The following is a 22402-nucleotide window of genomic DNA, read 5'->3' as shown; positions in this document are numbered from 1 at the left end:
ACCCCCGGGTCAGAGAGCCAACGAGCGAACCGCTTCGGCGAAAGCGTCCCCACGGGCCCCGTAATTGGCGAACATGTCCCAGGAGGCGCAGCCGGGTGCGAGCAGCACGGTGTCGCCGGATTGTGCAAGCTTCGCCGCCTCCCCCACCACGATCTCCATGGCTCCAGTGTCCGTTGCGTCAACCACGATCCTCGGCACATCCGGTGCGTGTCGCTCGAGAGCTTCGGCGATCACGTCCTTGTCCTGCCCGAGCAGTACGACGGCCCGCAGCCGTTCCCGGGCGGCGATCACCAGGTCGTCGAAGGTCGCGCCCTTGGCCTGTCCGCCGGCGATCCAGACCACGTGCTCGTAGGCGAGCAGCGAGGCCTGCGCGGCGTGCGGGTTGGTCGCCTTCGAGTCGTCGACATAGTTGACCCCGGCAACCTCTGCGACCTGCGCGATCCGGTGCTTGTCCGGCCGGAACCCCCGCAGCCCGTCGCGGATCGCGGTCGCCGGTACGCCGAGCGCGCGCGCCAGTGCCGAAGCGGCCAGCGCGTTCGCCACGTTGTGCGGCGCGGGCGGCGTGATGTCGGACAGACTCGCCAGCTCCAGCGCCGAGGTCTGCCGCTGCTCGATGAACGCCCGATCGACCAGCAGGTCGTCGACCAGGCCGACCATCGACAGGCCCGGCGTCCCGAGCGTGAAGCCGATCGCGCGGCAGCCCTCGATCACGTCCGCGTCCATCACCAGCTGCTCGGTCGCCGGGTCGGCCACGTTGTACACGCACGCGACCTGGCAGTTCTCGAAGATCCGGCCCTTGTCCTTGGCGTACGCCTCGAGCGACCCGTGCCAGTCGACGTGGTCCGGCGCGATGTTCAGCACCGCGGCGGCGTGCGCGGACATCGAGTGTGTGTAGTGCAGTTGGTAGCTGGACAGCTCGACCGCGATCACGTCGTACGGCTCGGGGTCCATGACGGCCTCGAGCAGCGGGAGCCCGACGTTGCCCGCGGCAACGGCCCGGTGGCCGGCCGCCCGCAGGATCGCGGTCAGCATCTGCACCGTGGTGGTCTTGCCGTTGGTGCCGGTGATGCACAGCCAAGGTGCGGCGTTGGCCGGGTCACGCAGTCGCCAGGCCAGCTCGATCTCGCTCCAGATCGGCACGCCGCGTTCGGCTGCCTGCGCGAGCAGCGGCGCGTGCGGCGGTACGCCGGGCGACGTGACGACGACGTCGACGTCCTTCGGGAGTTCCGCCGTACTGCCGGGGCCGAGGGTGATCGTCGCGCCGAGGGTCTCGAGGATCTGCGCCTTCTCGCGCAGCCCTTCGTTGTCCCGGTCGTCGAGGACGACGAGCTGCTCGGCGCCCGCCTGGATCAGTGAGTCGGCGCACGCGTATCCCGCCGTACCGAAGCCGAGCACGACGAAGCGGGTCGACGCCCACCCGTCGGAGGTTCTGGTGTCGAGGCTCATCCGGTCACCCATTCCGCGTAGAAGACCCCGAGGCCGATCACCACACACAGGCCCTGGATGATCCAGAACCGGATCACCACGTTCACCTGTTCCCAGCCGAGCATCTCGAAGTGGTGATGCAGCGGCGCCATTCGGAACAGGCGTTTGCCGTGGGTGATCTTGAAGTACCCGACCTGCAGGATGACCGACGCGGTGACGATCACGAACAGACCGCCGAGCAGCAGCACCAGCAGCTCGGTCCGGGTCATCACCGCCATCCCGGCCAGCGCACCACCCAGCGACAGCGAACCGGTGTCACCCATGAAGATCTTCGCCGGCGACGCGTTCCACCACAGGAAGCCGAACAGCGCGCCGGTCAACGCGGCCGCCACCACCGCCAGATCGTGCGGATCTCGTACTTCGTAGCACTTGGCGCCGACGCCCTGGGCGGTCGCGCAGCTCTGGTTGAACTGCCAGATGCAGATCAGCGTGTAGGCGCCGAACACCATCATCGACGCACCGGTGGCCAGACCGTCCAGACCGTCGACGAGGTTGACGCCGTTCGACATGCCGGCGATCAGCAGCAGGATCCAGATGATCACCAGGATGGCCGGCAGCTCCAGCCAGCCGATGTCGCGGATGAACGAGATGAACGGCGACGCCGGCCGCTGCCCGCGCTCGTCCGGGAACTGCAGCGCGAGCACCGCGAAGACCACCGCGACCATCGTCTGGCCGGCCAGTTTCGCCTTGCTCCGCAGGCCGAGGCTGCGTTGCCGGAAGATCTTGATGAAGTCGTCCAGGAAGCCGACCGCGCCCATCCCCGCGAACAGGAACAGCACCAGCAGCGCCGAGGCGGTCGGTGGCGTCATCGTGAACAGCTTCGCGGCGAAGTACCCGACGATCGTCGCGATGATGAACACGGTGCCGCCCATGGTCGGCGTACCGCGCTTGATGTGGTGCGAGGTCGGGCCGTCGTCGCGGATCTCCTGGCCGTAGCCGCGGCGGGCGAGCACCGTGATCGCCCAGCGGGTGCCGAGCAGCGTCAGCACCATCGCGACGGCGCCGCCGAACAGGATCGAGATCACTGCTGTGCCTCCACCAGGGCGTCTGCGAGGCTGCGGAGTTTCGCCGCCTTCGAGGACTTCACCAGGACCACGTCGCCCGCGCGCAGCTCGGCGCGGAGCAGCTCCAGGGCCTCTCCGATGGTCTCGACGTACGTCGACTCGTTGCCCCACGAGCCTTCCAGCGAGGCGCCGAGATGCATGGGCTTCGCGCCCGCGCCGACGACGACCAGCCGGTTCACGTCCAGGCGGACGGCCAGCCGGCCGATCGCGTCGTGCTCGTCGGCGGAGGTATCGCCGAGCTCGAGCATCTCGCCGAGCACCGCCCAGGTCCGCGCGCCGCGAGACCGGCCGATCGCGACCAGCGACTTCAAGGCCGCGCGGGTCGAGTCCGGGTTCGCGTTGAAGGCGTCGTTGATGACCGTCACGCCGTCGGCGCGCTCGGTCAGCTCCATCCGCGCCGCGGACATCAGGGTGGCGGCGTTCAGACCGTCGGCGATCTGCTCCGGCGTCAGCCCGACAGCCGCCGCGACGGCCGCGGCGGCCAGCGCGTTGGAGACGAAGTGCTCGCCGATCAGCCGCAGCTGCACGGTGCCGCTGTATCCGCCGAGGTGCAGGGTGAACGCCGGCCGGCCCTCGCCGTCGACCTTCACGTCGGTCGCCCGGACGTCGGCCTCCGGCGCCTCGCCGAAGGTGAGCACCTGCTGCTCGGTCCGGCTGCGCATCGCGGCGACCCGGTGGTCGTCGGCGTTCAGCACCGCGGTGCCGCCCGCGGCCACGGCCTCGATCATCTCGCCCTTGGCGACGGCGATGTTGTCCTGCGACCCGAATTCGCCGATGTGCGAGGTGCCGACGTTCAGCACCAGCCCCACAGTCGGCGGCGTGATCCCGGTCAGGTACGTGATGTCGCCGCGGTGCCGCGCCCCCATCTCGGCGACCAGGTACTTCGTGCTCCCGGTGGCCTGCAATGCCGTCAGCGGGTGCCCGATCTCGTTGTTGAACGAGCCCTCCGGTACGACGGTCTCGCCGTACGGGCTGATCAGCCGGCCGATCAGGTCCTTGGTGCTGGTCTTGCCGGTCGAGCCGGTCAGGCCGATGACGACCAGATCGGGCAGCCGGCCGACCACGAGCCGGGCCAGCTCGCCCAGCGCCCGCTGCGGGTCGTCGACGACGATGCAGGGGCTGCCGTCGACCGGACGGGTCGTGAGGGACGCGGTGACGCCTGCCGAGGTCGCCGTACCGACGAAGTCGTGGCCGTCGACGCGCTCACCGGGCAGGGCGACGAACAGTCCCCCCGGCCCGGCGTCTCGCGAGTCGATGACTACCGCGCCGTCGACGACACCCGTGGGCTCGACGCCCACCAGCTCGCCACGAACGGCGTCGGCGATCTCGCCGCAACTGACAGGGATCACCGGTCTGCCTCCAACAGCTCACGCACAGTTTCGCGGTCGTCGAACGGGTGGATCACACCGCCGACGTCCTGGCCTGTCTCATGACCCTTCCCGAGGACGACGACCGTGTCGCCCGGGCCGGCCAGCTCGATCGCGGTCGCGATTGCCCGCCGGCGGTCACCGATCTCGTGCAGATCGACGTCCGGCACCGCCTTGCGGGCGCCGTCGATCGCCGCCGCGCGGATCGCGGCCGGGTCCTCGCTGCGCGGGTTGTCGTCGGTGACGATCACGACGTCCGCGGCCCGGGCCGCCTCGGCACCCATCGCCGGCCGCTTCCAGGGGTCGCGGTCGCCACCGCAGCCCACAACGGCGAACAACCGGCCCTTGGTGGCGCCGCGCGCCGCCCGCAGCGCGAGCGCGACGGCGTCCGGCGTGTGCGCGTAGTCGACGATCACCGCCAGCCCGTCCTCGCGGGTGAACAGCTCCATCCGCCCCGGCACCGTCGCGGTCCGCAGCCCGGCGGCGATCGCCTCGGCCGGTACGTCGAGCTGCCGCAGCATCGCCGTGGCGAGCAGCGCGTTGGCGACGTTGAAGTCACCCGGCAGCCCGATCTCCACCGTCAGCGTCTCGCCCGGCCCCTCGATGGTGAGCACGGTCGTGCCGTGCTCAGACCGGTGCCGGCTCGCGACCGTCCAGTCGGCGTCCCCCGTCGTCGACACGGTGACCAGCGGTACGACGGTCTGCGCGGCTAGCCGGCGCCCGTACTCGTCGTCGATCGTCACCACCGCGACATCACAACGCTCCGGGGTGAACAGCGAGGCCTTCGCCTGGAAGTAGTCCTCGAACGTCTTGTGGAAGTCGAGATGGTCCTGGGTCAGATTCAGGAACCCCGCGACCGCGAACCGGGCCCCGTCGACGCGACCGAGCGCCAGCGCGTGGCTGGACACCTCCATCGCGCACCAGGTGACTTCCTGCTCGCGCATCACCGCGAACAACGCCTGTAGGTCGGTGGCTTCCGGCGTGGTCCGGACGCTCTTCACGACCTCATCGCCAACGCGCGTTTGAATCGTCCCAATGAGCGCCGACCGGCCGAGCTGCCGCAGTACCGAGTCGAGCAGGAAGCTGGTGGTGGTCTTGCCGTTGGTACCGGTCACGCCGAGCAACCGCAGCGCACTCGTCGGATCGCCGTAGATCCGGGACGCGACCGCGCCGAGCACACTCCGCGGGTTGTCGACGACCAACACCGGCAGTCCGGTAGCGGCGGCCCGCTCGGCACCGGCCGGGTCGGTCAGTACGGCGACCGCACCTGCCTGTTGGGCTTTTGCGACGAACTGCGCGCCGTGCGTGACCGCACCGGGCAGCGCGGCGTACAGGTCGCCGGGAAGGACGGAACGCGAGTCGAGGGAGACGCCGGTCACGGTCACCGGCGACGTTGCCGGAGAGTCTGTGTGGGCGACGCTCGCGAGGTCGGCGAGGCTCACCGGCACGACGTGCCGAGGCCTGATCGCTGCGACCGCGCCGCCGGCGGCGGTAGGGGTGGACACGGGCCCTGAGGCTACCGCTCCGGGCCCTGTGACTCCTACCTGACCCTGCGTCACGAGGCTGAGGTTCACCGGCCCGAGTCTGTCCAGGTGATCGGGATCTCCGGCTGCTTCGCCCCGGACGGCGGGACGACGTACTTCTGCAGCGCGTAGCTCATCACGTCTCGGAACACCGGTCCTCCTTGCAGGCCACCGCCACGAACGCCGTCGCTCGGGTCGTGCAGTACGACGTACGTAACGAACCGTGGGTTGTCGGCAGGAGCGAATCCGGCGAAAGAAGTCGCCCACTTGCCGTACTTACCGGTCTTCGGGTCGACCTGCTGCGCCGTACCGGTCTTGCCGGCCACCAGGTAGCCGTCGATCGCGGCCTGCGGCGCGGTGCCCTTCTTGGCGGTCACCGCTTCCATCATCGTGGTGACCTCCTTGGCGGCCTGCTCGCTCACCACCCGGCGGCCCGGCGCGGCCTGGTTCGGCGTCACGGTGCCGTTCGCGTCGACGTAGTTGCGGACCAGCTTCGGCGGCATGTACACGCCGCCGTTGGCGACGGCGTTCACCGCCGCGGTCTCCTGCACCGCGTTCACCGACAGGCCCTGGCCGAACGCGACGTTCGAACGGGTCAGCTCCGGCCACTCGTCACCCGGCGTCAGCAGACCCTTGGTCTCGCCCGGGAAGTTCAGGCCGGTCGGCTCACCGAACCCGAAGTCGTGCAGGTACTTCACGAACTGCGCGATCGGCATCTGCTGCGCGGCCATGATCGTGCCGACGTTCGACGACTTCGCGATCACCCCGGAGATGGTCAGGTTCATCGTGTCGTGCGGCCAGTGGTCCTTGATGATCCGGCGCTGCACGTCGATGCTGCCCGGCACCTTCAGCTTGGTACCCAGGTTGATCTTGCCGGCGTCGGCGAGCGCGGCCATCGTGACCACCTTCTGCACGCTGCCCGGTTCGTAGCTGCGCTCCAGCGCGGGGTTGTTCAGGTCCGCGGAGGTGTACTTCTTGTTCGGGTCGAACGTCGGGTAGTTGGCCATCGCCATCAGCTCGCCGGACTTCACGTCCATCACGACCACCGTGCCCGAGCTGGCCTTGTACTGCTTCACCGCCTGCTCGATCCGCTTCTCCGCGAAGAACTGCAGGTCGGTGTCCAGGGTGAGCTGCACGCTGAGGCCGGGCTTGGGCTCGACGACCGTGTGGTTCGCGTTCGGGATCTTGTTGCCCTTGGCGTCGACCTCGTACATCGCGCTGCCGTCCTTGCCGGACAGCTTGCTGTTCAGCCCGTACTCGAGTCCGGACAGCGCCTTGCCGTCGCCGCCGGTGACACCGACCACGGACGCGGCGATGCTGCCGTTCGGGTGGCTGCGGATCGGGTCTTCCTCGGTGTACAGCCCGGTCAGCAGCGGCGCCTGCTGCTCCTTCGGCTTGCCCTTGTTCTGCTCGGCGATCGGGACGTTCGCGGCCTTCATCTCGTTCTGGATCGCGGTCCAGGTCGTCGGGCTGACCCGGCGGGCGACGTACGCGAACCGGCCGGTGCCGCTCATCGCGGCGACCAGTTTCGCGGTCGTCGAACCGGGCAGCTTCGGAGCGAGGATCGCGGCCAGCTGCTGCGCGACGGGCTTGGTCTGCTTCGGGTCCGCGGTGATCGCTACCGCGTCCTCGGTGACCGCCAGCTCGACACCGTTGCGGTCCTCGATGGTGCCGCGAGACGCATGCAGCGTGTAGGTCCGGGCGTTCTCCTTGGTCGCGGCCTGGGCGTAGCTGTCCGGGTCCACGCCCTGGAGCAGCACCAGCCGGCCGGCGAACAAGGACAGGACGAACGCCATCACGCCGAAGGTCATCCGCAGCCGCAGCGCCGGACGCCCCAACCGCAGCATCCGCGGCGGCTTACGGACCTTCCGCTTCTTCGGCCGCGGAGCAGGCCGATTCTGCGGCGGTCGCTTGGCAGACCCCTTCTTGACGCCAGCCTTCTTGACCGGCCCCTTCCGCCCGCCCGCAGGCCCCCGCCCCGCGCCGCCGCTCGCCACGGTCCGAGCCGCGCCACCGCTCCGACCGCTTCCAGTACCGCGGGCACTCCCACTGCCCGTGCCCCGAGCCGCGCCAGTACTGCGAGCCCCACCGCTGCCCGTCCCGCGAGTGCTCCCGGTGCCTGTGGGGCGGCCGGTGCCGCCGGACTGGGCTCTCGGTGCCCGCCGCTCCCCTGCGCGTGCCTCGTCCACGCGCCGCTGACCGGCGCGCTTCTCGCCCGCGCGAGCCGGGCCGTCGCCCGCACGCTTGTCTCCAGTGCGCCTGCGCCCCTCGTCGGACCGCTTGCGTGGCGCCGGTGTGCTTCCGCTCGCCCGGTCCTTGGACGCCGGACGGCGAGCACCGCCGTTCTCCTCCTGAGCCTTGCGGAGCAGCCGGTCGCGGGTCGACTCGGCGCGCTGCGAGGCGTTCCGGGCACTGTCCGTAGCAGACGAACGACGGGGCTGAGCCTTGCGCGGCGGTGGGTTCCCCCGGCCGGATCCGGTGCCACGGTCGCGTGGCGGCTCGTTTCCCCGTCGGTCCGTCATCCGATCATCCCCGTGTGGTCGTGGCGGGCGGCTTCGTCGTCGTCTGCGGCTTGGTAGTGCCGGCCGTCGGCTTCGTGGTTCCGGCCGTCGGCTTCGTGGTTCCGGCCGTCGGCTTCGTCGTTGCCGGTGGTTGCACCGTGCCGGCGGTCGGCTTCACCACCGGCGGCTTCACCACCGGCGGCTTGACCACCGCGGGCGGCTTCGTGGTCGTCGTCCCGGTCGGCGTGCCCGGCCCGAACATCGCCGTACCGGCTCCGGCCTTGCCCTCGGCCGGTACGCCGAGCACGCGCCCGTCGGAGAGCCGCAGGAACACCGGGTTCGGGTTCGGCACCATGCCCATCCGCAGCGCGCGGTCGGACAGGTTCTGCGGCGACTCCAGCGTGCGGACCTGCTTCTCCAGCTGCTCCTGCTGGTCGCGCAGCTGATCGGCCTGGCTGCTCAGCTTGGTGATCGCGAACGTCCCGCTCTGCAGCTCCGTGTTCAGCAGCAGCAGGCCGACGAGTCCGGCGGCCAGCAGCGACACCACGAAGATGACGAACGGCATCCGCGGCGGCCGGAACGGCGCACCGTAGACCACCCGCAGCCGGGGCTCCGCCTTCTTGGCGGTCTTCGGGGCGGTCTTGGTGGCGACCGGCGTCACCCGCGCCTTCTGCGGGCTGAAGACAGTACTCATCAGGCCACCAGTCCTTTCTCCCGGATACGCATCGCCGCGCGGACCCGCGCGGAGGCGGCCCGCGGATTCGCCGCGACCTCTTCCTCGGTCGGTCGTTCGGCGCCGCGGGTCAACAGCTTCAGATACGGTTCGTGCCCCGCCGGGATGACCGGCAGGTCGTCGGGTACGTCGGTCTTCGTGGCCGCCGCGAACACCTGCTTGGTGATCCGGTCCTCGAGCGAGTGGTAGCTCATCACCACGATCCGGCCGTGCAGCGCGAGCGCCCCGAGGGCGGCCGGCAGCGCACGACGCAGTACCTCGAGCTCTCCGTTCACCTCGATCCGGAGCGCCTGGAAGGTCCGCTTCGCCGGGTGTCCCCCGGTCCGCCGCGCGGCCTGCGGGATCGCGTTCCTGACCAGCTCACTGAGCCGGGCGCTGTTCGTGAACGGCTCGGTCTCGCGTTCCCGGACGATCCGGTCCGCGATCCGGCGGGCGAACTTCTCCTCGCCGTACTGGAACAGGATCCGGGCCAGGTCGGCCGCGCTGTAGGTGTTGACGATGTCGGCCGCCGTCACCGGGCCGGTGGAGTCCATCCGCATGTCCAGCGGCGCGTCCTGCGCGTACGCGAAACCACGCTCGGCCTCGTCGAGCTGCATCGAGGAGACGCCGAGGTCGAAGAGGATCCCGTCGATCGCCGGTACGCCGAGGTCCGCGAGCGCCCGGGGCAGCTCGTCGTACACCGCGTGCACGAGCGTCAGCCGGTCCTCGAAGGGCGCGAGCCGCTCGCCGGCCAGCCGGAGCGCGGCCGGGTCCCGGTCGAAGCCGATCAGCCGGAGCTCGGGGAACTGCCGCAGGAAGGCCTCGGAGTGACCGCCGAGGCCGAGGGTGGCGTCGACGAGGACGGCACCGGGACGCGCGAGCGCCGGCGCCAGCAGCGCGACCACGCGCTCCAGCATCACCGGCACATGCCGCTCCGCAGCGTCCATCTCGACCCTTCCCGTCGCCGCGGGAGCGACCCTGCCCCCGCAGGTCTTGTGTGTGCTGTCCCGGCGTCGCGGTGCCTGGACAGGTTCGTCCGTGAACGGGTGCGGATCTTCAGACAGCACCGTCCGGTCAGATCGCGGGTACGCCTTCCGGGGAAGTACCTGCTGGTCTTGGCGCCGGGGAAGTGACGCCAACACTCCAGGTCGGAAGTCGGACCCGTGATCTCACCGGACGGTTCGGTGTTCTCGGCCCTCGCACACTGTTCAGCTGGTCGTTCAGAAGATGCCTGGCAGTACTTCCTCGGACAGGTCGGCGAACGCCTGCTCCTGCTCCGCGGAGTACCGGTTCCAGTTCTCCGTGTTCCAGATCTCCACCCGATTCATCGCCCCGATGACGACGCAGTCGCGATCCAGTGATGCGTAATCGCGCAGCATCGGCGGGATGGTGACCCTGCCCTGCTTGTCCGGCATCTCGTTGGAGGCGCCGGCGAACAACATCCGTAGGTAGTCCCGCGCACCCTTGTTGGTGATCGGAGCCTGCTTCAACTGCTCGGTCAGCTGGACGAACTCACGCTCCGGCCACACGGACAGCGATCGCTCCTGTCCACGGGTGATCACCAGGCCGTCGGCCAGCTCGTCCCGGAACTTCGCCGGCAGGAACAGCCGCCCCTTGTCGTCGAGCTTGGGGAAGTGCGTTCCGAGGAACACGCTCCACCTCCCCGTTGCGGACCTTCCGACTCAGGCGAGTGCTTCCACCACTTCAGTTCCACTGCGCTCCACCTTACTCCACTTTCCACCACCGTCAACCAACTTCCGCCCCATTACGCCCCCGCGCCGCCTGAATCCGCCCCGCGATTCCCGCGTGTCGCTGCCGGCTCAACCGCTTGAGTACGTCGCCTGCGAAGCGTGCCGGCAGCGCTGTGGAGCGTGGTGGAGCGCACTGGTGGTGCGAAGTGGAGGACGCTGTGGAGCGAAAGGGAGGGGGCGGTGGAGGAAAGTGGGGGAACCCACGACCCGATCGGTGAACCGTTCGCAGGGCTCGACCGTGAACCAGGCAGGCGTTCGGAGCGTCGTACGCCCCGCAGACGGCTTTTGCCACCCGTACGCTTGGAGGGACGACTTACCGACCCCGCCGTGAGGGCGTGCGCCGATGGACATCGAAACGCCAGGTAACGAAACTCCCGCCACTCTAGGTCCGACCCCTACAGCGGGTGAGAATGTGGCGGCAGTCAACGAATGGGGAGGACTCAGAGTGAGCACCACCGCGACCAGCTCGCCGCTGGCAGGGGCCGGGGACTTCGACGAGCTGTCCGAGGTGGCGGGCCGGGTCCGCCGCGCCATGGAGCAGGTGATCGAGGGCAAGCCCGACGTTGTCGAGGTCGCCGTCACGGTCCTGCTGGCCGAGGGCCACCTGTTGATCGAGGACGTCCCGGGCGTCGGCAAGACGATGCTGGCCAAGGCGCTGGCGAAGTCGATCGACTGCAGCGTGCGACGGATCCAGTTCACGCCGGACCTGCTGCCGTCGGACATCACCGGCGTCTCGGTCTTCAACCAGGAGATCCGCGACTTCGAGTTCAAGCCCGGCGCGGTGTTCGCGAACATCGTCGTCGGCGACGAGATCAACCGGGCCTCGCCGAAGACCCAGGCCGCGCTGCTGGAGTCGATGGAGGAGCGACAGGTCACGGTCGACACCACGACGTACCAGCTCGAGGCGCCGTTCATGGTGATCGCGACGCAGAACCCGATCGAGATGGAAGGCACGTACCCGCTGCCCGAGGCGCAGCGGGACCGGTTCATGGCCCGGGTCTCGATGGGCTACCCGGAGCCGGCCGCCGAGCTGCGGATGCTGGACGGGCACGCTGCCGACGACCCACTGCTGAACCTGCAGCCGGTGACCGACGGGCAGCAGATCCTCCGCCTGGTGAAGACCGTGCAGTCGGTGCACGTGTCGGAGTCGGTGAAGGAGTACGCCGTCGCGCTGGTCGGTGCGACGCGGCGTTCGCAGGAGCTGCGCCTCGGCGCCAGCCCGCGTTCGACACTGCACCTGATCCGGGCGGCCCGCGCGGCCGCGGCGCTCGACTCCCGGGAGTTCGTGCTGCCGGACGACATCCAGGAGCTCGCGGTCCCGGTGCTCGCGCACCGCGTACTGCCGGCGGCTGAGGCGCATCTCGGTGGGCGCGGTGCAGCCGACATCATCTCCGGGCTGGTGTCCAATGTGGCCCTCCCCCGCACGCGTCGGGACTGAGCCATGCGGCAGGCTTTGCGCGGACTGACCACCAGGGGGCGGGCGTTCGTCGCGGCCGGTCTGACGGCATCGCTGTGCGCACTGCTGCTCGGCCAGAAGGACCTGCTGCGGGTCGGCATCCTGCTGGCCGCGCTGCCGGTCGTCGCGGCCCTCGTCGTCGGCCGGACCAGACTGCGCCTGCAGGTACGCCGCAGTCTCGCGCCGGACCAGGTCCCGGTCGGGACCCAGGCCACCGTCGAGCTGACCCTGAGCAACCAGGGCCGGATGCCCGCCGGGCTGCTGCTGCTCGAGGACCGCATTCCTTATGTACTGGGGCACCGGCCGCGCTTCGTCGTCGACCGGGTCAGCCCGAACTGGCGCCGTACCGTCACCTATCCGGTGAAGAGCGACGTCCGGGGGCTGTTCCAGGTCGGGCCGTTGATGCTGACCGTCGCCGACCCGTTCGGGTTGGTGGAGACCAGCAGGACGTTCACCCGCAGCCAGCATCTGCTGGTCACGCCACGGGTCTTCCGGCTGCCCGAGATCCGGCTCGGCGCGGACCGGGCCGGCTCGGGCGAGAACCGGCCGCGGGCGATCGCCGCGGCCGGCGAGGAGGACGCCACGGTCCGCGAGTACCGCGACGGCGACGACCTGCGCCGGGTGCACTGGCGGTCGACGGCACGCCGCGGCGAGCTGATGGTGCGGCGTGAGGAGCAGCCCTGGCAGAGCCGCTGCGCGCTGTTCCTGGACGCGCGGACGATCTCGCACCACGGGCACGGCCCGTCGTCGAGCCTGGAGTGGGCGGTCAGCGCGACCGCCTCGATCGGCATCGACCGGGTACGCCGCGGCTACGTCACCACGATGCTCGGTGGGCCGACGACGCTGTCTGCCATCACTCATCGGTCGTCCACCGCGGTGCACCAGCCACTCACCCAGCAGCAGTTGCTGACCGAGTGCGCGACGGTCGAGGAACACAAGTACGCCGAGATCGGTCCGCTGCTGACGGTCGACCGGCACGCGCAGGAGCCGAGTCTGGTGATCGCGATCGTCGGTGCGTGCAGCTCCGACGACGTCACCGCGCTCAACCGATGGCGGACGAGTCAGGCGACCGGGGTCGCACTGCTGCTGGACGCCGCGAGCTGGGCGGTCGGCGTCGAGGCGACCGAGAAGGCCGCCCGACTGACCGCAGCCACGGACGCCACCGAGAACGAACTGCGCCGCAACGGCTGGCGAGTAGCCAGAGTCCGCCGCGGCGACCACCTCCCCACCGTCTGGTCCACCCTCGGCCTCAGAAGCGGAAGAATCGCATGACCGGTCATGCCAGGATCTCCATTGCTGCTTGGGGAGCGACCGTGTTGGGGTCGCTCGTTCTGACGCCGGTGTTCTCTGGGCCGTTCTTGTTCATCAGCGCGTTCCTGTGCGCGCTGATGACGGGCATCGGGGTCCTGTTGCAGAACCTGCGCATCCCGCGGGTCGTCGTACCGATCGTTCAGCTGCTGGTGCTGGTCGAGTTGCTGTCGCTGTTCTTCCTGCACGCGACGATGAAGTTCGGGCTGTTCCCGGTGAAGGCGACCGCGATCGAGTTCAACGCGCAGATGGTCGACGCGATGGACTCGATCAACCGCTTCAGTGCGCCACTGCCACAGGATCCACATCTGACTTTGTTCGCCGTGTCGGTGATCACCGCGACCGGCTTCCTGATCCACGTCATCGCCGTCCAGCTCCGGCAGGCCGCGTGGTCGGGGTTGCTGCTGCTGATCATGTACACGGTGCCGGCCGCGACCGTGCACGGCGGGCTGCCGGCGCTGCTCTTCATCCCGCCCGCGATCGGCTACATCGTGCTGCTGTCGGCCGAGGGCCGGAGCCGGCTGAGCCGCTGGGGCCGCCGGATCTCCGGCGTCTCGCACCTCGACGCGGCCGAGCCCGTCGAGGCGTCGGCGCTCGGGCAGGCCGGGCGCCGGATCGGGCTGAGCGTCGTCGCGATCGCCGCCCTCCTGCCCGCGCTGCTCCCGGCGTTGCCGGAAGGAGTCGTCGGCAACGGTCTGGCCGGCGGCAGCGGGAACGGGAACGGGCTCGGCGCCTCGATCTCGTCGACCGACCCGATGCTCGACATGGGCAAGAACCTGAAGCGCGGCGCCAACGACGTCGCGCTCACCTACAAGGGCGGGCCGGCCGGCGGCAGCTACCTGCGGCTCACCGCGCTCGACCTGTTCGACGGCAACACCTGGCGGATCGCGCCGCGGTCCGCGGGGCACAAGATCGGCGGCGACCTGACGCCGCCGCCTGGCTACACCGGTGACCTCTCGAAGGTTCCGCAGACCACCATGGAGATCAACGTCACCAGGGACTTCCGGTCGCAGTTCGCCCCGGTCCCCTACCCGACGCACTCGATCTCGCTGAAGCGCGAGTGGCAGTACGACGCCGGCGCGCTCGACGTGGTGTCGACGAACGGCTCGATCGTCGCGGGCAAGAAGTACAAGGTCACGTCGTACGACCTGCAGCCCACGCCGGAGCAGCTGCACGACTCGATCACCACCGGCGGGCCGGACCAGTACACCCTGATCGTGCCGCGGCAGACGCCGACGGACATCAAGCAGAAGACGTACGAGATCACCGCCGCCGCGGCCGACAACAAGTTCGAGGCGGCCGTCCTGATCCAGAACTGGTTCCGCAGCAGCGGCGGCTTCACCTACAGCACCGACAACGCCAAGGGCAGCGGGATGACCGCGCTCGAGGATTTCCTACTGAAGAACAAGCAGGGGTACTGCGAGCAGTTCGCCACCGGGATGGCCCTGATGGCCCGGATCATCGGGATCCCGGCCCGGGTCGGGATCGGGTTCCTGCCCGGGCAGGCCGGCAAGGACGGCGAGTTCACGGTCCGGATGCACGACATGCACGCCTGGCCGGAGCTGTACTTCCAGGGCATCGGCTGGGTGCGGTTCGAACCGACGCCGTCCGCCCGGGTCGCGAGCACGCCGAACTGGACCGTCGCGGCCGGACCGGACCCGACCAGCCCGACCACCGCGCCGACCGCCGTGGCGACGACGCCGGGAAGCCAGGAGACCCCGGGGGTCAGCAAGCCGCGCCACGACCCGAGCCTGGGGGACCCGACCGGCGCCCCGGTCGTTGACTCCGGCAACTGGTTCACCAAGGGTGGCGGGCAGGCGATCGCCGGAACCCTCGCGGTGCTGCTCGTGCTGTGCATCCCGTGGCTGATCCGGACGCTGACGCGGCGCAAACGGCTCCTGCGGCCGCCAGGTCGGGAGGCGGCTGAAGGGCTGTGGGCAGAGGTCCGGGATACCTCGCGCGACCTGGGTCTGGACTGGTCCGACATCTCGACGCCGCGCCAGACCGGTCAGTGGCTGATGACGAAGCTCCCCGAGGAGACGCATCCCGCGGCCCGGCGCCTGGCTCGCGGCATCGAGGCCTTGCGGTACGCGGGCGATGCCAATCCCGAGCTGGACCTGCGCGCCGACGCGGCCGCCGTACGCGCGGCTCTGTGGTCGCAGGCGCCGACGCGGCGGCGCTGGCGCGCCCGGCTGCTGCCGCCGTCGTGGCGCTGGTACCTGAGCCGCGGCACGACCGAGGCCTCGGACCTGCTCGACGAGTTCGACCTGTTGCTGGCCCGGCTGCGCTCCGTCATCCTCCCGAAACGCCGCCACGCCAACTGACACCTCCCGGCTGCCGGGGGAAGAAGCCCGCCGACGCCTCGCGGTCGCTGGCGGCGGCGCGATGGGTGCCGGCTGACGCCTCGCGGTTGTCAGGGTGCAAAAACGACCACACCCGTCCCACCAGGGCACGGGTGTGGTCGAAGTCTCAGCCTGCGCTCAGACCGCGCTGCGACGCGTCAGAGATCCTCGTCGCGGCGACGGCGCCAGCGGTCTTCCATCCGCTCCATGAAGCTGCCGGACGAGTCGTGCTTGGTCCGATGCCGCTTGGTCGTCGGCGGCGGCGGGATGTCGTCGGACTCCCCCGCATTGCTGATCCGCTTCATGCTCAGCGCCGCGATGTACAGACAGGCGACCATCATCACGAAGCCGATCACTCCGATGATGGTGTTCGGGATGATCGCACCGGTCATCAGCACCGCGATGCCCAGCACGAATCCAACGCCGGCAAGCACTGCCCGCCGCTTGTAGTACAAGCGCACATTGGTCCCACGCATGGCGGAAACGAACTTCGGGTCTTCCGCAGCAAGGGCACGTTCGAGCTGCTCGAACTGGCGCTGCTCTTCTTCCGAGAGGGGCACCGTCGATCCCTCCATGATGAGCGCGATCTCGATAGGCCGCCTTCAGTCTAGGCCGCGCTCGGCCGACACGAAACCCTGACCGCCTGTCCAGCGCGTCACGGTCCGGCAACTGCCCCCGGAGGGCCGGTCCCAAACCTGTGTCTGTCGGCGTGTCGCTCACGGTCAGTTCACAGCGTCCGCACAGCCTCCGTGAGCCGGTAGCTCAGCCGTCACCCTCCGTCAGGGCTGCCGGCGACCGCGGCGCTGCTCAGCGGGTCGCGAGGATGTGCAGCTGCGTCGCCAGCGCGCGGAATGCGGGGTGCTGGCTGGCCGCGCGTTCCAGCTCGGCCAGCGACTCCGCGGCGCCCGGCTCGGAGTCCACGAACGCGGACGGCACCAGGTCGGCGAACGTCCGGACGCCGTGCACGGTGTGCACCATGAACCCGGCATCCGCGAGCTGCGCGGTGATCCCGGTCTCGTCGAACCGCCGCGGCATCGGGTCGGTCGCGCCCCACCGGCCGTCCGGGTCCTGCAGGGCGATCCGTGCCTCGGCCAGGTGACCGGCCAGCGCCCGCGCCAGCACCACGGCGTTGCGCTGGGCAACCAGCAGACTCAGTACGCCGCCTTCGCGCAGTACCGACGCCATCGCCTGCAGCGCCTGCACCGGATCGTCGACGACCTCAAGAACCCCGTGGCAGAGTACGGCGTCCGCGCTCGACTCCCCCGCCAGCCCGGGGAGCTCGCCCGCGTCACCCTGAACACCGCGGACCAATTCGCTCACGCCTTCGTCGCGGGCCCGGCGCTCCAGTGAGGCGAGTGCGTCCGGGCTCGGGTCGACCACGGTCACCCGGTGCCCTTCGACCGCGAGCGGTACGGCGAACCCGCCGGTCCCGCCGCCGAGGTCGACAATGTCCAGCCCGGCGCCCGGATCGGTCCGCCCGCGTCCCGCCAGCGCAACGCGCAGCGCCTCTCCCACCAACGCGGTCCGCACGCTCCGCCGTCGCCGATCCACCATCAACCCTCCTGCCGATCCCCCATCACCACCCCACCGCGCCACACCCTACTTCCACTCCCACCCAGCCCCGCCCATCGCACCCGATCCGCCAGTCGTGCCGACCTCGTTAGCGGACCATAAGCGTCCGTCGCTCGGTGGGGTCTGTCGCCGGCAGGGCGAGCGCGACACTGTGGGGAAGAAGGGGAGAGCCGATCGTCAGGGAGGGGATCATGGCCATCTTCAGCAAGTCCTTCACCGAACCGGACGAGCAACGCAGGCCGGACAAGACGAGCATCGACGTCGTCAAGCTGCCAGGGGCCAGCGTCGCGCGGATGACTTTCCAGCCCGGCTGGCGCTGGTCCGAGTGCATCCGTCCCGTCGTCGGAGGTGACACCTGCCAGGTCCGGCATGTCGGGACGCTGCTCTCCGGGGAGATGGAGGTCATCCACGACGACGGCACCAAGGCGCGCCTGGCGGCAGGCTCCGCCTACGTCATCGAGCCCGGGCACGACGCCTGGGTCGTCGGTGAGGAGCCGGTGGTCGGTCTCGAATTCGAGTCGACCGCGGCCGAGACCTACGCCAAACCCTGACCCGAACGCCCGCGCTCGCCGGCCTCAGGACGGGGTGCGGCCGATGACGTACAGGCGGCGGGTGGTTTCGGCGCGGGTGGTGATCGGGCCACGCAGGTACCACTCGATGTCGGTCAGGCCGGCGGCTTCGACCGCGGCGATCACTTGAGTCGGGTCGTAGAGGACGTAGTCGAGGCTCACCTCGTGGCCGAGTAGCTCCTCGACGTGCCGGACCTCGGCTCCGGCGTGGAGGGCGAGGACCAGGCAGCCACCGGGGTCGAGCGGCCTCGTCAAGGCGGCGATCGCCTCGGGAAGTTCGGATGCGGCCAGATGGATGAGCGAGTACCAACCGAGGACTGCCGCCCAGCCGGAGCTGGCGGGCGGCCTGCCGAGGCGGCGCAGGTCTCCGACCTCGAAGTTGTGGCCGGGGAACCGGCGGCGCGCTTCGGCGACCATCTCGGGTGACAGGTCGATGCCGGTGGCATCGGCACCTCCCTCGGCCAGGTACGCCGTGATGTGCCCCGGCCCGGATCCGACTTCCACCACCGGACGGCCGTTGGCATGGGCAATCACCCGGTCGAGCAGCCAGCGTTCGAACGGCAGCCCGTCGAGCTCGTCGAGCAGCTCGTCCGCGTACGTCGTCGCGACCGCGTCGTACGCCGCACGCACCCGCGCGTCGCGTGCCTCGACGCCGTCGGCGATCACCGTGTCGCGATCCACAGCCTCGACGGCGGCGACCGCCTCCTCCTCCGGGACCGGTCCGAGCAGGTGGATCCAGCGGCGGTCGTGTTGGCCGGCGCGGCGTTCGAGCTCGCGGACCAGCGGTTCGGGACGGGCGGCCATCCGTCGGAGGCAGTCCTCGACGTCGGACCGGTCGGCGAACTGGTGCAGCCGCTCGGTCCGCGTCCGCAGCTCGCCCGGCGCTTGCGCGCCACGGAGCAGTAGCACGGTGATGAGTGCCCGCTCGTCCTCCTCGAGGCCGAGCTTCTCGTCGAGGATCTGGTGATACTTCAAGGTCCGCCGGCCGGTGTCGACCCAGACGATCCGCAGCAGCTCGCGATCGCGCAGCGACCGGGCGACCCGCTCGACGGTCCCTTGGTCGTAGTCGACGACCGGCTCCCGATTACTCGTCTGATTGCAGGCGGTGCGCAACGCGTTGGCCGTCAACGGGTACGACGCCGGCACCGTCGTCTGCTTCTCCAGCAAGCTCCCGAGGACCCGCTGATCCTCGATACCCAGGACAGGAAGATCGCTCACCCGTCCGACCTTAAGGGCTCACCGGCCGACGGTCTGCAGAGATCTGCAGCCACGCAGGATCGGTCAGCCGGGTTGGTAGGTCTCCGGGAGCGTCAGCGGCTCGAACGCGGTGCCGTTGCACGACGGGCAGAGCGCGTCGTCGACCAGGCCGGAGCCTGAGCAGCGAGTGCACAGACCGTCGTGCCAGGACTCGCCGGACAGGGAGTGATGAGGACGTGGGTAATGGGTGTCCGGCAGATAACACTCGGCGCCGGTGAGGGCGTGCACGCGACCACACAGGTCCTTGCCGAGCCCTCTCGATGGTTCGCTCACGGTCGGGATCTCCTCAGTGCTGGCGGTTCTCGGTGCTGCTTCTCGGCGCTGATGTTTCTCGGTGCGGGTGGTTCAGCTGGCTTGCATCCACGGTTGGGTCAGGACGGACTGCGGGTCGGTGGTGGCGGTGAGCACCGGGCTGGTGGACAGCCGCAGGCTCGCCTCCACCTGGGTGTAGAACGTGTCGACGGCGCGGATCAGGTCGTCCGCCTCGCGGGTGCTGACGGCGCGCTCCAGGCCGGCCTCGGCCGCGGCACGCTGCCCGGCACCGGCGGCGAAGAACGTCGCCCACTCGCCGAACTCCGGCGCGACCTCGGCGAGCAGCACCCAGGCGTTGCGCTGGACCCGTCGGCGGCTGCCCGAGCGGACCGGGCGGGCCCGGACCGCGAGCACCGCGGCCGCGACCCGGAGCGCCGCGACGTGCGCGCTCGAGTAGCGGAGCAGGTGGTCGCTCGTCTCGGTCGCCTCGGCCAGGGCGGCGCGGGCGCGGGACAGCTCTCGGCTGGCCGCACCGGCCGCGGCCGGCGATACCGGTGAAACAGTCATCGGTCGGTCACCCTCTCCAGTTGCCAGCGACCCGAGTCCGGGTCGTGGGCGAGATCGAACAGCTCCCGCCGGCCGTGCCGGCCGCAGCCTGCTTCCACCCGGAACACCGCGCGCTCCGGCCCCCATTCCGCATCCAGCACGCCCACGGCCGCCGGACTCGCACCCGCCGACGGAAGCGGGGTGGCCGAGGGAAGTGTGGTGGTGGAGGGAAGCGTGGCAGCGGCGTGAGAACGGGGGGTCGCCGCCGCTGCCACGCCGGCTGGGTGGTTGCGGACCGGGCGGGCCGTGCCGCGGGCCGCCGAGCAGGCCTCGGCCACCGTCGCCGCGTCGATCCGCGCCAAGGTCTCTTCGGACTGCCCGCGGTAGTGCGCGCGGGCGTCGTACGTCTGGCCGGTGCCGATGATGCCGCGCTCCCACCAGACCGCGGTCTCGGTCCACTGCGACTTCACCGCGCAGACCCGCCACAGGCGGCCGCGCCAGAGGAACTGATCGGGGGTCTCGAGACCGTCCACGGACACCGAGTGCACCTCGACGGCGTCGTCGAACTCCCACATGCTCCATCGCCTCCTGTGAACGAGCTTCCCCGGGTCGGCAGCCCGGCGGGTGAGCCCGGGGTGGGGGTCGAGGACCACCCCGGGGCCCGCCCGCCGGGACCACCGGATTCCGATGCGGCCGCAACTCCGCACCGGAGCCGTCCAGCTGTCCGACCCGCCTCGGTCCGGCCTCCCGACGAAACCGGGTCCGAGGTAATCGAACATCTGTTCGAACACTGGAAGCGTAGCGCCGCGCGCCGACAATCGTCAACGTCCGGTAAGCCCGGCGCGCCGCCCCGCAGGCGTCCGGGCGACCAGACTGGGAACCCCGGGACGGAAGGACGAACGATGCGGAAACGGACAGCCGGAAGCGCCGCGGCGGCGGTCGCCGTCGTGGTGACAGCGATCACGCTGCCGCTCTTCCAGCCGTGGCGGCTGCTCACCGACAAGGTCGTCGACGAGGGGCTGCCGGGCGCTGTTCCGATCTCCACGCCTTCAGCATCGAGGACGCCACCGACAATTTCCGTCGTCCCGACAGAACCGGCGCCTACTGTCAAGACCGCACCGAGGATTCTGCTGACCGGGCAGCTGATCAGTCACGAACACGGGACGTCCGGAGACATCGCCGTACTCGCTCTGCCGGACGGCCGCCGGGTCCTGCGGATCGAGAACCTGGACACCTCCGACGGGCCGGATCTGAAGGTCTGGCTGAGCGACGCCGCGGTCCGGCCCGGCAGGGCCGGGTGGCATGTCTTCGACGACGGGACGTATCGCGACCTCGGCCGCCTCAAGGGCAACCACGGCAACCAGAACTACCCGATCCCCCGCGAGGTGCGGCTGGAGAGCTTTCGCAGCGTGGCGATCTGGTGCGACCGGTTCAACGTCTCGTTCGGAGCGGCCGCGCTGAAATCGGGATGACGGGGCGCCTAAGCTCGCAGGGTGAGCAGTCATCCCAATGTGCAGAAGGTCGCCGCCGCGCTGCAGGCGGCAGGTGCCACCGGCGAGATCGTGATCCTGGACGAGGCGGTGCCGACAGCGGCGGCCGCGGCGGCGGAGCTCGGTTGCGAGGTCGGCGCGATCGCGAACAGCCTGATCTTCGACGGCGACGGTGCCCCCGTCCTGATCCTCACCTCGGGCGCGCACCGCGTCGACACCGCGAAGGTCGCGGCCGAGCTCGGGATCACGAAGCTGAAGCGTGCCACCCCCGAGTTCGTGAAGGAGCACACCGGTCAGTCGATCGGCGGTGTCGCTCCCGTCGGGCACCCGGGCCAGGTCCCGACGTACGTCGACACCGCCCTGGAGCAGTACGACGTGATCTGGGCCGCCGCCGGGATCCCGCACTCGGTGTTCCCCACGACGTACGACGAGCTCCTGAAGCTCACCAACGGCAGCACGATCACCGTCAACTGAGGACGGCGGGAATCGCGGCCCGCACGAAGCGCCGGGTGAGTCCGGCGCGCGTGTGCCGCCACCACATCCCGGTACGGACCTCGTCGGGCCCGTAGCGGCGTCGCCGGATGTCCTCGACGACGTCGGCGGGCGCACCGAGGTACGGCAGGACGTCGAACGCGGCGCGCTTGGTGATCAGGTCACCGGTCGCCAGTGTGACGTGCGCGCGGGCGATCGTGAGCAGGCTGAGGTCGACCCAGATGTCGTTGTACCAGTGGCCGCGCTTCCGGGTCACCGGCAGCCAGAAGTCGCGCAGGTCGCGCCGGACGAAGTCGAACAGTTCCTCGTCGGTCACCGCCGGCAGCAGCTCGGCGGGCACCGGGCCGAAGAGCGTACGGTTGCCGATGGCAAGCTCGCGGCGGGTCACCGGGGTCACCGGCCGATCGAAGTACTCCTCGTGCGCGAACGTCGGATGCCGGACCGTGAGGTCGCCCAGCTGGTCCACTGCCATGTAGGAGCAGTGCAGCTTGGCGGCGAGTGGGTACTCGCGGATCAGCCGCCGGTGCATGTCCTCGACGGCGGGCGGGGGTGGCGACGAGACCACGACGATCGTGTCGAGGTCGCTGCGGCCGACCTGGTAGTCCCCCAGTGCCAGCGAGCCGTGCAGCCAGACCGCCTTCACGTCGGCGACTTCCCGCACTGACGTGACAAAGCCGTCCAGCAAGGGCTGGACGGCCTCGTCGATCACAACGGA

The 22402-nt window shown here is 70.1% G+C and carries 21 protein-coding genes; 6 read left to right on the top strand and 15 right to left on the bottom strand.

The genetic code is table 11. The features are described 5' to 3' along the window. Nucleotides 1-9 precede the first annotated feature (9 nt). The 8 genes from murD to mraZ all read right to left on the bottom strand — a co-directional run bounded on the left by murD (nucleotide 10) and on the right by mraZ (nucleotide 10304). Nucleotides 10-1446 carry a UDP-N-acetylmuramoyl-L-alanine--D-glutamate ligase gene (murD, locus tag ACFYRH_RS13025; protein ID WP_387772844.1) on the bottom strand — a complete coding sequence of 479 codons (1437 nt, stop codon included), beginning with the start codon at nucleotides 1444-1446 and terminating at the stop codon, nucleotides 10-12. Beyond that, entirely contained in the window at nucleotides 1443-2477 is a 1035-nt protein-coding gene (gene mraY / locus ACFYRH_RS13020; RefSeq protein WP_387775257.1) for a phospho-N-acetylmuramoyl-pentapeptide-transferase, read from the bottom strand. The genes murD and mraY overlap by 4 nt, the downstream gene beginning before the upstream one ends. A 29-nt stretch (nucleotides 2478-2506) precedes the next feature. Then, entirely contained in the window at nucleotides 2507-3898 is a 1392-nt protein-coding gene (gene murF / locus ACFYRH_RS13015; RefSeq protein WP_387772841.1) for a UDP-N-acetylmuramoyl-tripeptide--D-alanyl-D-alanine ligase, read from the bottom strand. Further along, nucleotides 3895-5421: a UDP-N-acetylmuramoyl-L-alanyl-D-glutamate--2,6-diaminopimelate ligase gene (locus ACFYRH_RS13010; RefSeq protein WP_387772838.1), complete on the bottom strand. Its 1527-nt coding sequence runs from the start codon at nucleotides 5419-5421 to the stop codon at nucleotides 3895-3897. The genes murF and ACFYRH_RS13010 overlap by 4 nt, the downstream gene beginning before the upstream one ends. 65 nt (nucleotides 5422-5486) lie before the next feature. Next, nucleotides 5487-7286 carry a peptidoglycan D,D-transpeptidase FtsI family protein gene (locus ACFYRH_RS13005; protein WP_387772835.1) on the bottom strand — a complete coding sequence of 600 codons (1800 nt, stop codon included), beginning with the start codon at nucleotides 7284-7286 and terminating at the stop codon, nucleotides 5487-5489. Between the two features lie 679 nt (nucleotides 7287-7965). Beyond that, the gene (locus ACFYRH_RS13000; protein WP_387772832.1) at nucleotides 7966-8634 is read right to left on the bottom strand and encodes a hypothetical protein; all 669 of its coding nucleotides are present in this window, start codon (nucleotides 8632-8634) and stop codon (nucleotides 7966-7968) included. After that, nucleotides 8634-9599 carry a 16S rRNA (cytosine(1402)-N(4))-methyltransferase RsmH gene (gene rsmH, locus ACFYRH_RS12995; RefSeq protein WP_387772829.1) on the bottom strand — a complete coding sequence of 322 codons (966 nt, stop codon included), beginning with the start codon at nucleotides 9597-9599 and terminating at the stop codon, nucleotides 8634-8636. Before rsmH ends, ACFYRH_RS13000 begins: the two co-directional genes overlap by 1 nt. Before the next feature lie 273 nt (nucleotides 9600-9872). Next, nucleotides 9873-10304, bottom strand: a complete 432-nt coding sequence (gene mraZ / locus ACFYRH_RS12990; protein WP_130446673.1) for a division/cell wall cluster transcriptional repressor MraZ — start codon at nucleotides 10302-10304, stop codon at nucleotides 9873-9875. A 631-nt stretch (nucleotides 10305-10935) separates the two neighbouring features. Between mraZ and ACFYRH_RS12985 the strand changes: the two genes are divergently transcribed. From ACFYRH_RS12985 to ACFYRH_RS12975, 3 genes are read left to right on the top strand one after another with little or no spacing between them, the layout of a single operon-like run. Beyond that, a complete protein-coding gene (locus ACFYRH_RS12985; RefSeq protein WP_387775254.1) occupies nucleotides 10936-11841 on the top strand; it encodes an AAA family ATPase in 906 nt (301 codons plus the stop codon). A 3-nt stretch (nucleotides 11842-11844) separates the two neighbouring features. Further along, a complete protein-coding gene (locus ACFYRH_RS12980) occupies nucleotides 11845-13131 on the top strand; it encodes a DUF58 domain-containing protein (RefSeq protein WP_387772824.1) in 1287 nt (428 codons plus the stop codon). A 41-nt stretch (nucleotides 13132-13172) separates the two neighbouring features. Next, a complete protein-coding gene (locus ACFYRH_RS12975) occupies nucleotides 13173-15491 on the top strand; it encodes a transglutaminaseTgpA domain-containing protein (protein ID WP_387772821.1) in 2319 nt (772 codons plus the stop codon). 176 nt (nucleotides 15492-15667) lie between these two features. Here the strand turns inward: ACFYRH_RS12975 and ACFYRH_RS12970 are convergent, their stop codons facing one another. Together ACFYRH_RS12970 and ACFYRH_RS12965 are read right to left on the bottom strand one after the other, a co-directional pair. Beyond that, nucleotides 15668-16084, bottom strand: a complete 417-nt coding sequence (locus tag ACFYRH_RS12970; RefSeq protein WP_387772818.1) for a DUF3040 domain-containing protein — start codon at nucleotides 16082-16084, stop codon at nucleotides 15668-15670. Nucleotides 16085-16316: 232 nt separating this feature from the next. Beyond that, nucleotides 16317-17063 carry a class I SAM-dependent methyltransferase gene (locus ACFYRH_RS12965; protein ID WP_387772815.1) on the bottom strand — a complete coding sequence of 249 codons (747 nt, stop codon included), beginning with the start codon at nucleotides 17061-17063 and terminating at the stop codon, nucleotides 16317-16319. 209 nt (nucleotides 17064-17272) lie between these two features. On the opposite strand from ACFYRH_RS12965, the gene ACFYRH_RS12960 reads away from it, so the two are divergent. Continuing rightward, nucleotides 17273-17632, top strand: coding sequence for a cupin domain-containing protein (locus ACFYRH_RS12960; protein WP_387772812.1), 360 nt, complete (start codon nucleotides 17273-17275; stop codon nucleotides 17630-17632). 24 nt (nucleotides 17633-17656) lie between these two features. On the opposite strand, the gene ACFYRH_RS12955 is transcribed toward ACFYRH_RS12960, so the two are convergent. The 4 genes from ACFYRH_RS12955 to ACFYRH_RS12940 all read right to left on the bottom strand — a co-directional run bounded on the left by ACFYRH_RS12955 (nucleotide 17657) and on the right by ACFYRH_RS12940 (nucleotide 20280). Then, entirely contained in the window at nucleotides 17657-18868 is a 1212-nt protein-coding gene (locus ACFYRH_RS12955; RefSeq protein ID WP_387772809.1) for a DUF480 domain-containing protein, read from the bottom strand. A gap of 63 nt (nucleotides 18869-18931) precedes the next feature. Further along, nucleotides 18932-19180: a hypothetical protein gene (locus tag ACFYRH_RS12950; protein ID WP_387772806.1), complete on the bottom strand. Its 249-nt coding sequence runs from the start codon at nucleotides 19178-19180 to the stop codon at nucleotides 18932-18934. 72 nt (nucleotides 19181-19252) lie between these two features. Further along, complete coding sequence (locus tag ACFYRH_RS12945) at nucleotides 19253-19726, bottom strand: SAV_6107 family HEPN domain-containing protein (protein WP_387772803.1); 474 nt, start codon at nucleotides 19724-19726, stop codon at nucleotides 19253-19255. Further along, nucleotides 19723-20280 (bottom strand): DUF6504 family protein, encoded by a 558-nt coding sequence (locus ACFYRH_RS12940; RefSeq protein WP_387772800.1) that lies wholly within the window; start codon nucleotides 20278-20280, stop codon nucleotides 19723-19725. The genes ACFYRH_RS12945 and ACFYRH_RS12940 overlap by 4 nt, the downstream gene beginning before the upstream one ends. Before the next feature lie 327 nt (nucleotides 20281-20607). Here ACFYRH_RS12940 and ACFYRH_RS12935 point away from each other — a divergent pair, with 327 nt between their 5' ends. Both ACFYRH_RS12935 and ACFYRH_RS12930 read left to right on the top strand, forming a co-directional pair. Further along, nucleotides 20608-21177, top strand: a complete 570-nt coding sequence (locus tag ACFYRH_RS12935) for a DM13 domain-containing protein (RefSeq protein WP_387772798.1) — start codon at nucleotides 20608-20610, stop codon at nucleotides 21175-21177. A 21-nt stretch (nucleotides 21178-21198) separates the two neighbouring features. After that, nucleotides 21199-21669, top strand: a complete 471-nt coding sequence (locus tag ACFYRH_RS12930) for a YbaK/EbsC family protein (RefSeq protein WP_387772795.1) — start codon at nucleotides 21199-21201, stop codon at nucleotides 21667-21669. Here ACFYRH_RS12930 and ACFYRH_RS12925 read toward each other — a convergent pair. Continuing rightward, complete coding sequence (locus ACFYRH_RS12925; RefSeq protein WP_387772792.1) at nucleotides 21662-22396, bottom strand: nucleotidyltransferase domain-containing protein; 735 nt, start codon at nucleotides 22394-22396, stop codon at nucleotides 21662-21664. The genes ACFYRH_RS12930 and ACFYRH_RS12925 overlap by 8 nt on opposite strands. Nucleotides 22397-22402 lie beyond the last annotated feature (6 nt).

The organism is Kribbella sp. NPDC004875 (assembly GCF_042873375.1).
Classification (GTDB): domain Bacteria; phylum Actinomycetota; class Actinomycetes; order Propionibacteriales; family Kribbellaceae; genus Kribbella.
The sequence above is the reverse complement of the archived record's forward strand: the minus strand, read 5'-3'. Positions and strand labels throughout refer to the sequence as shown.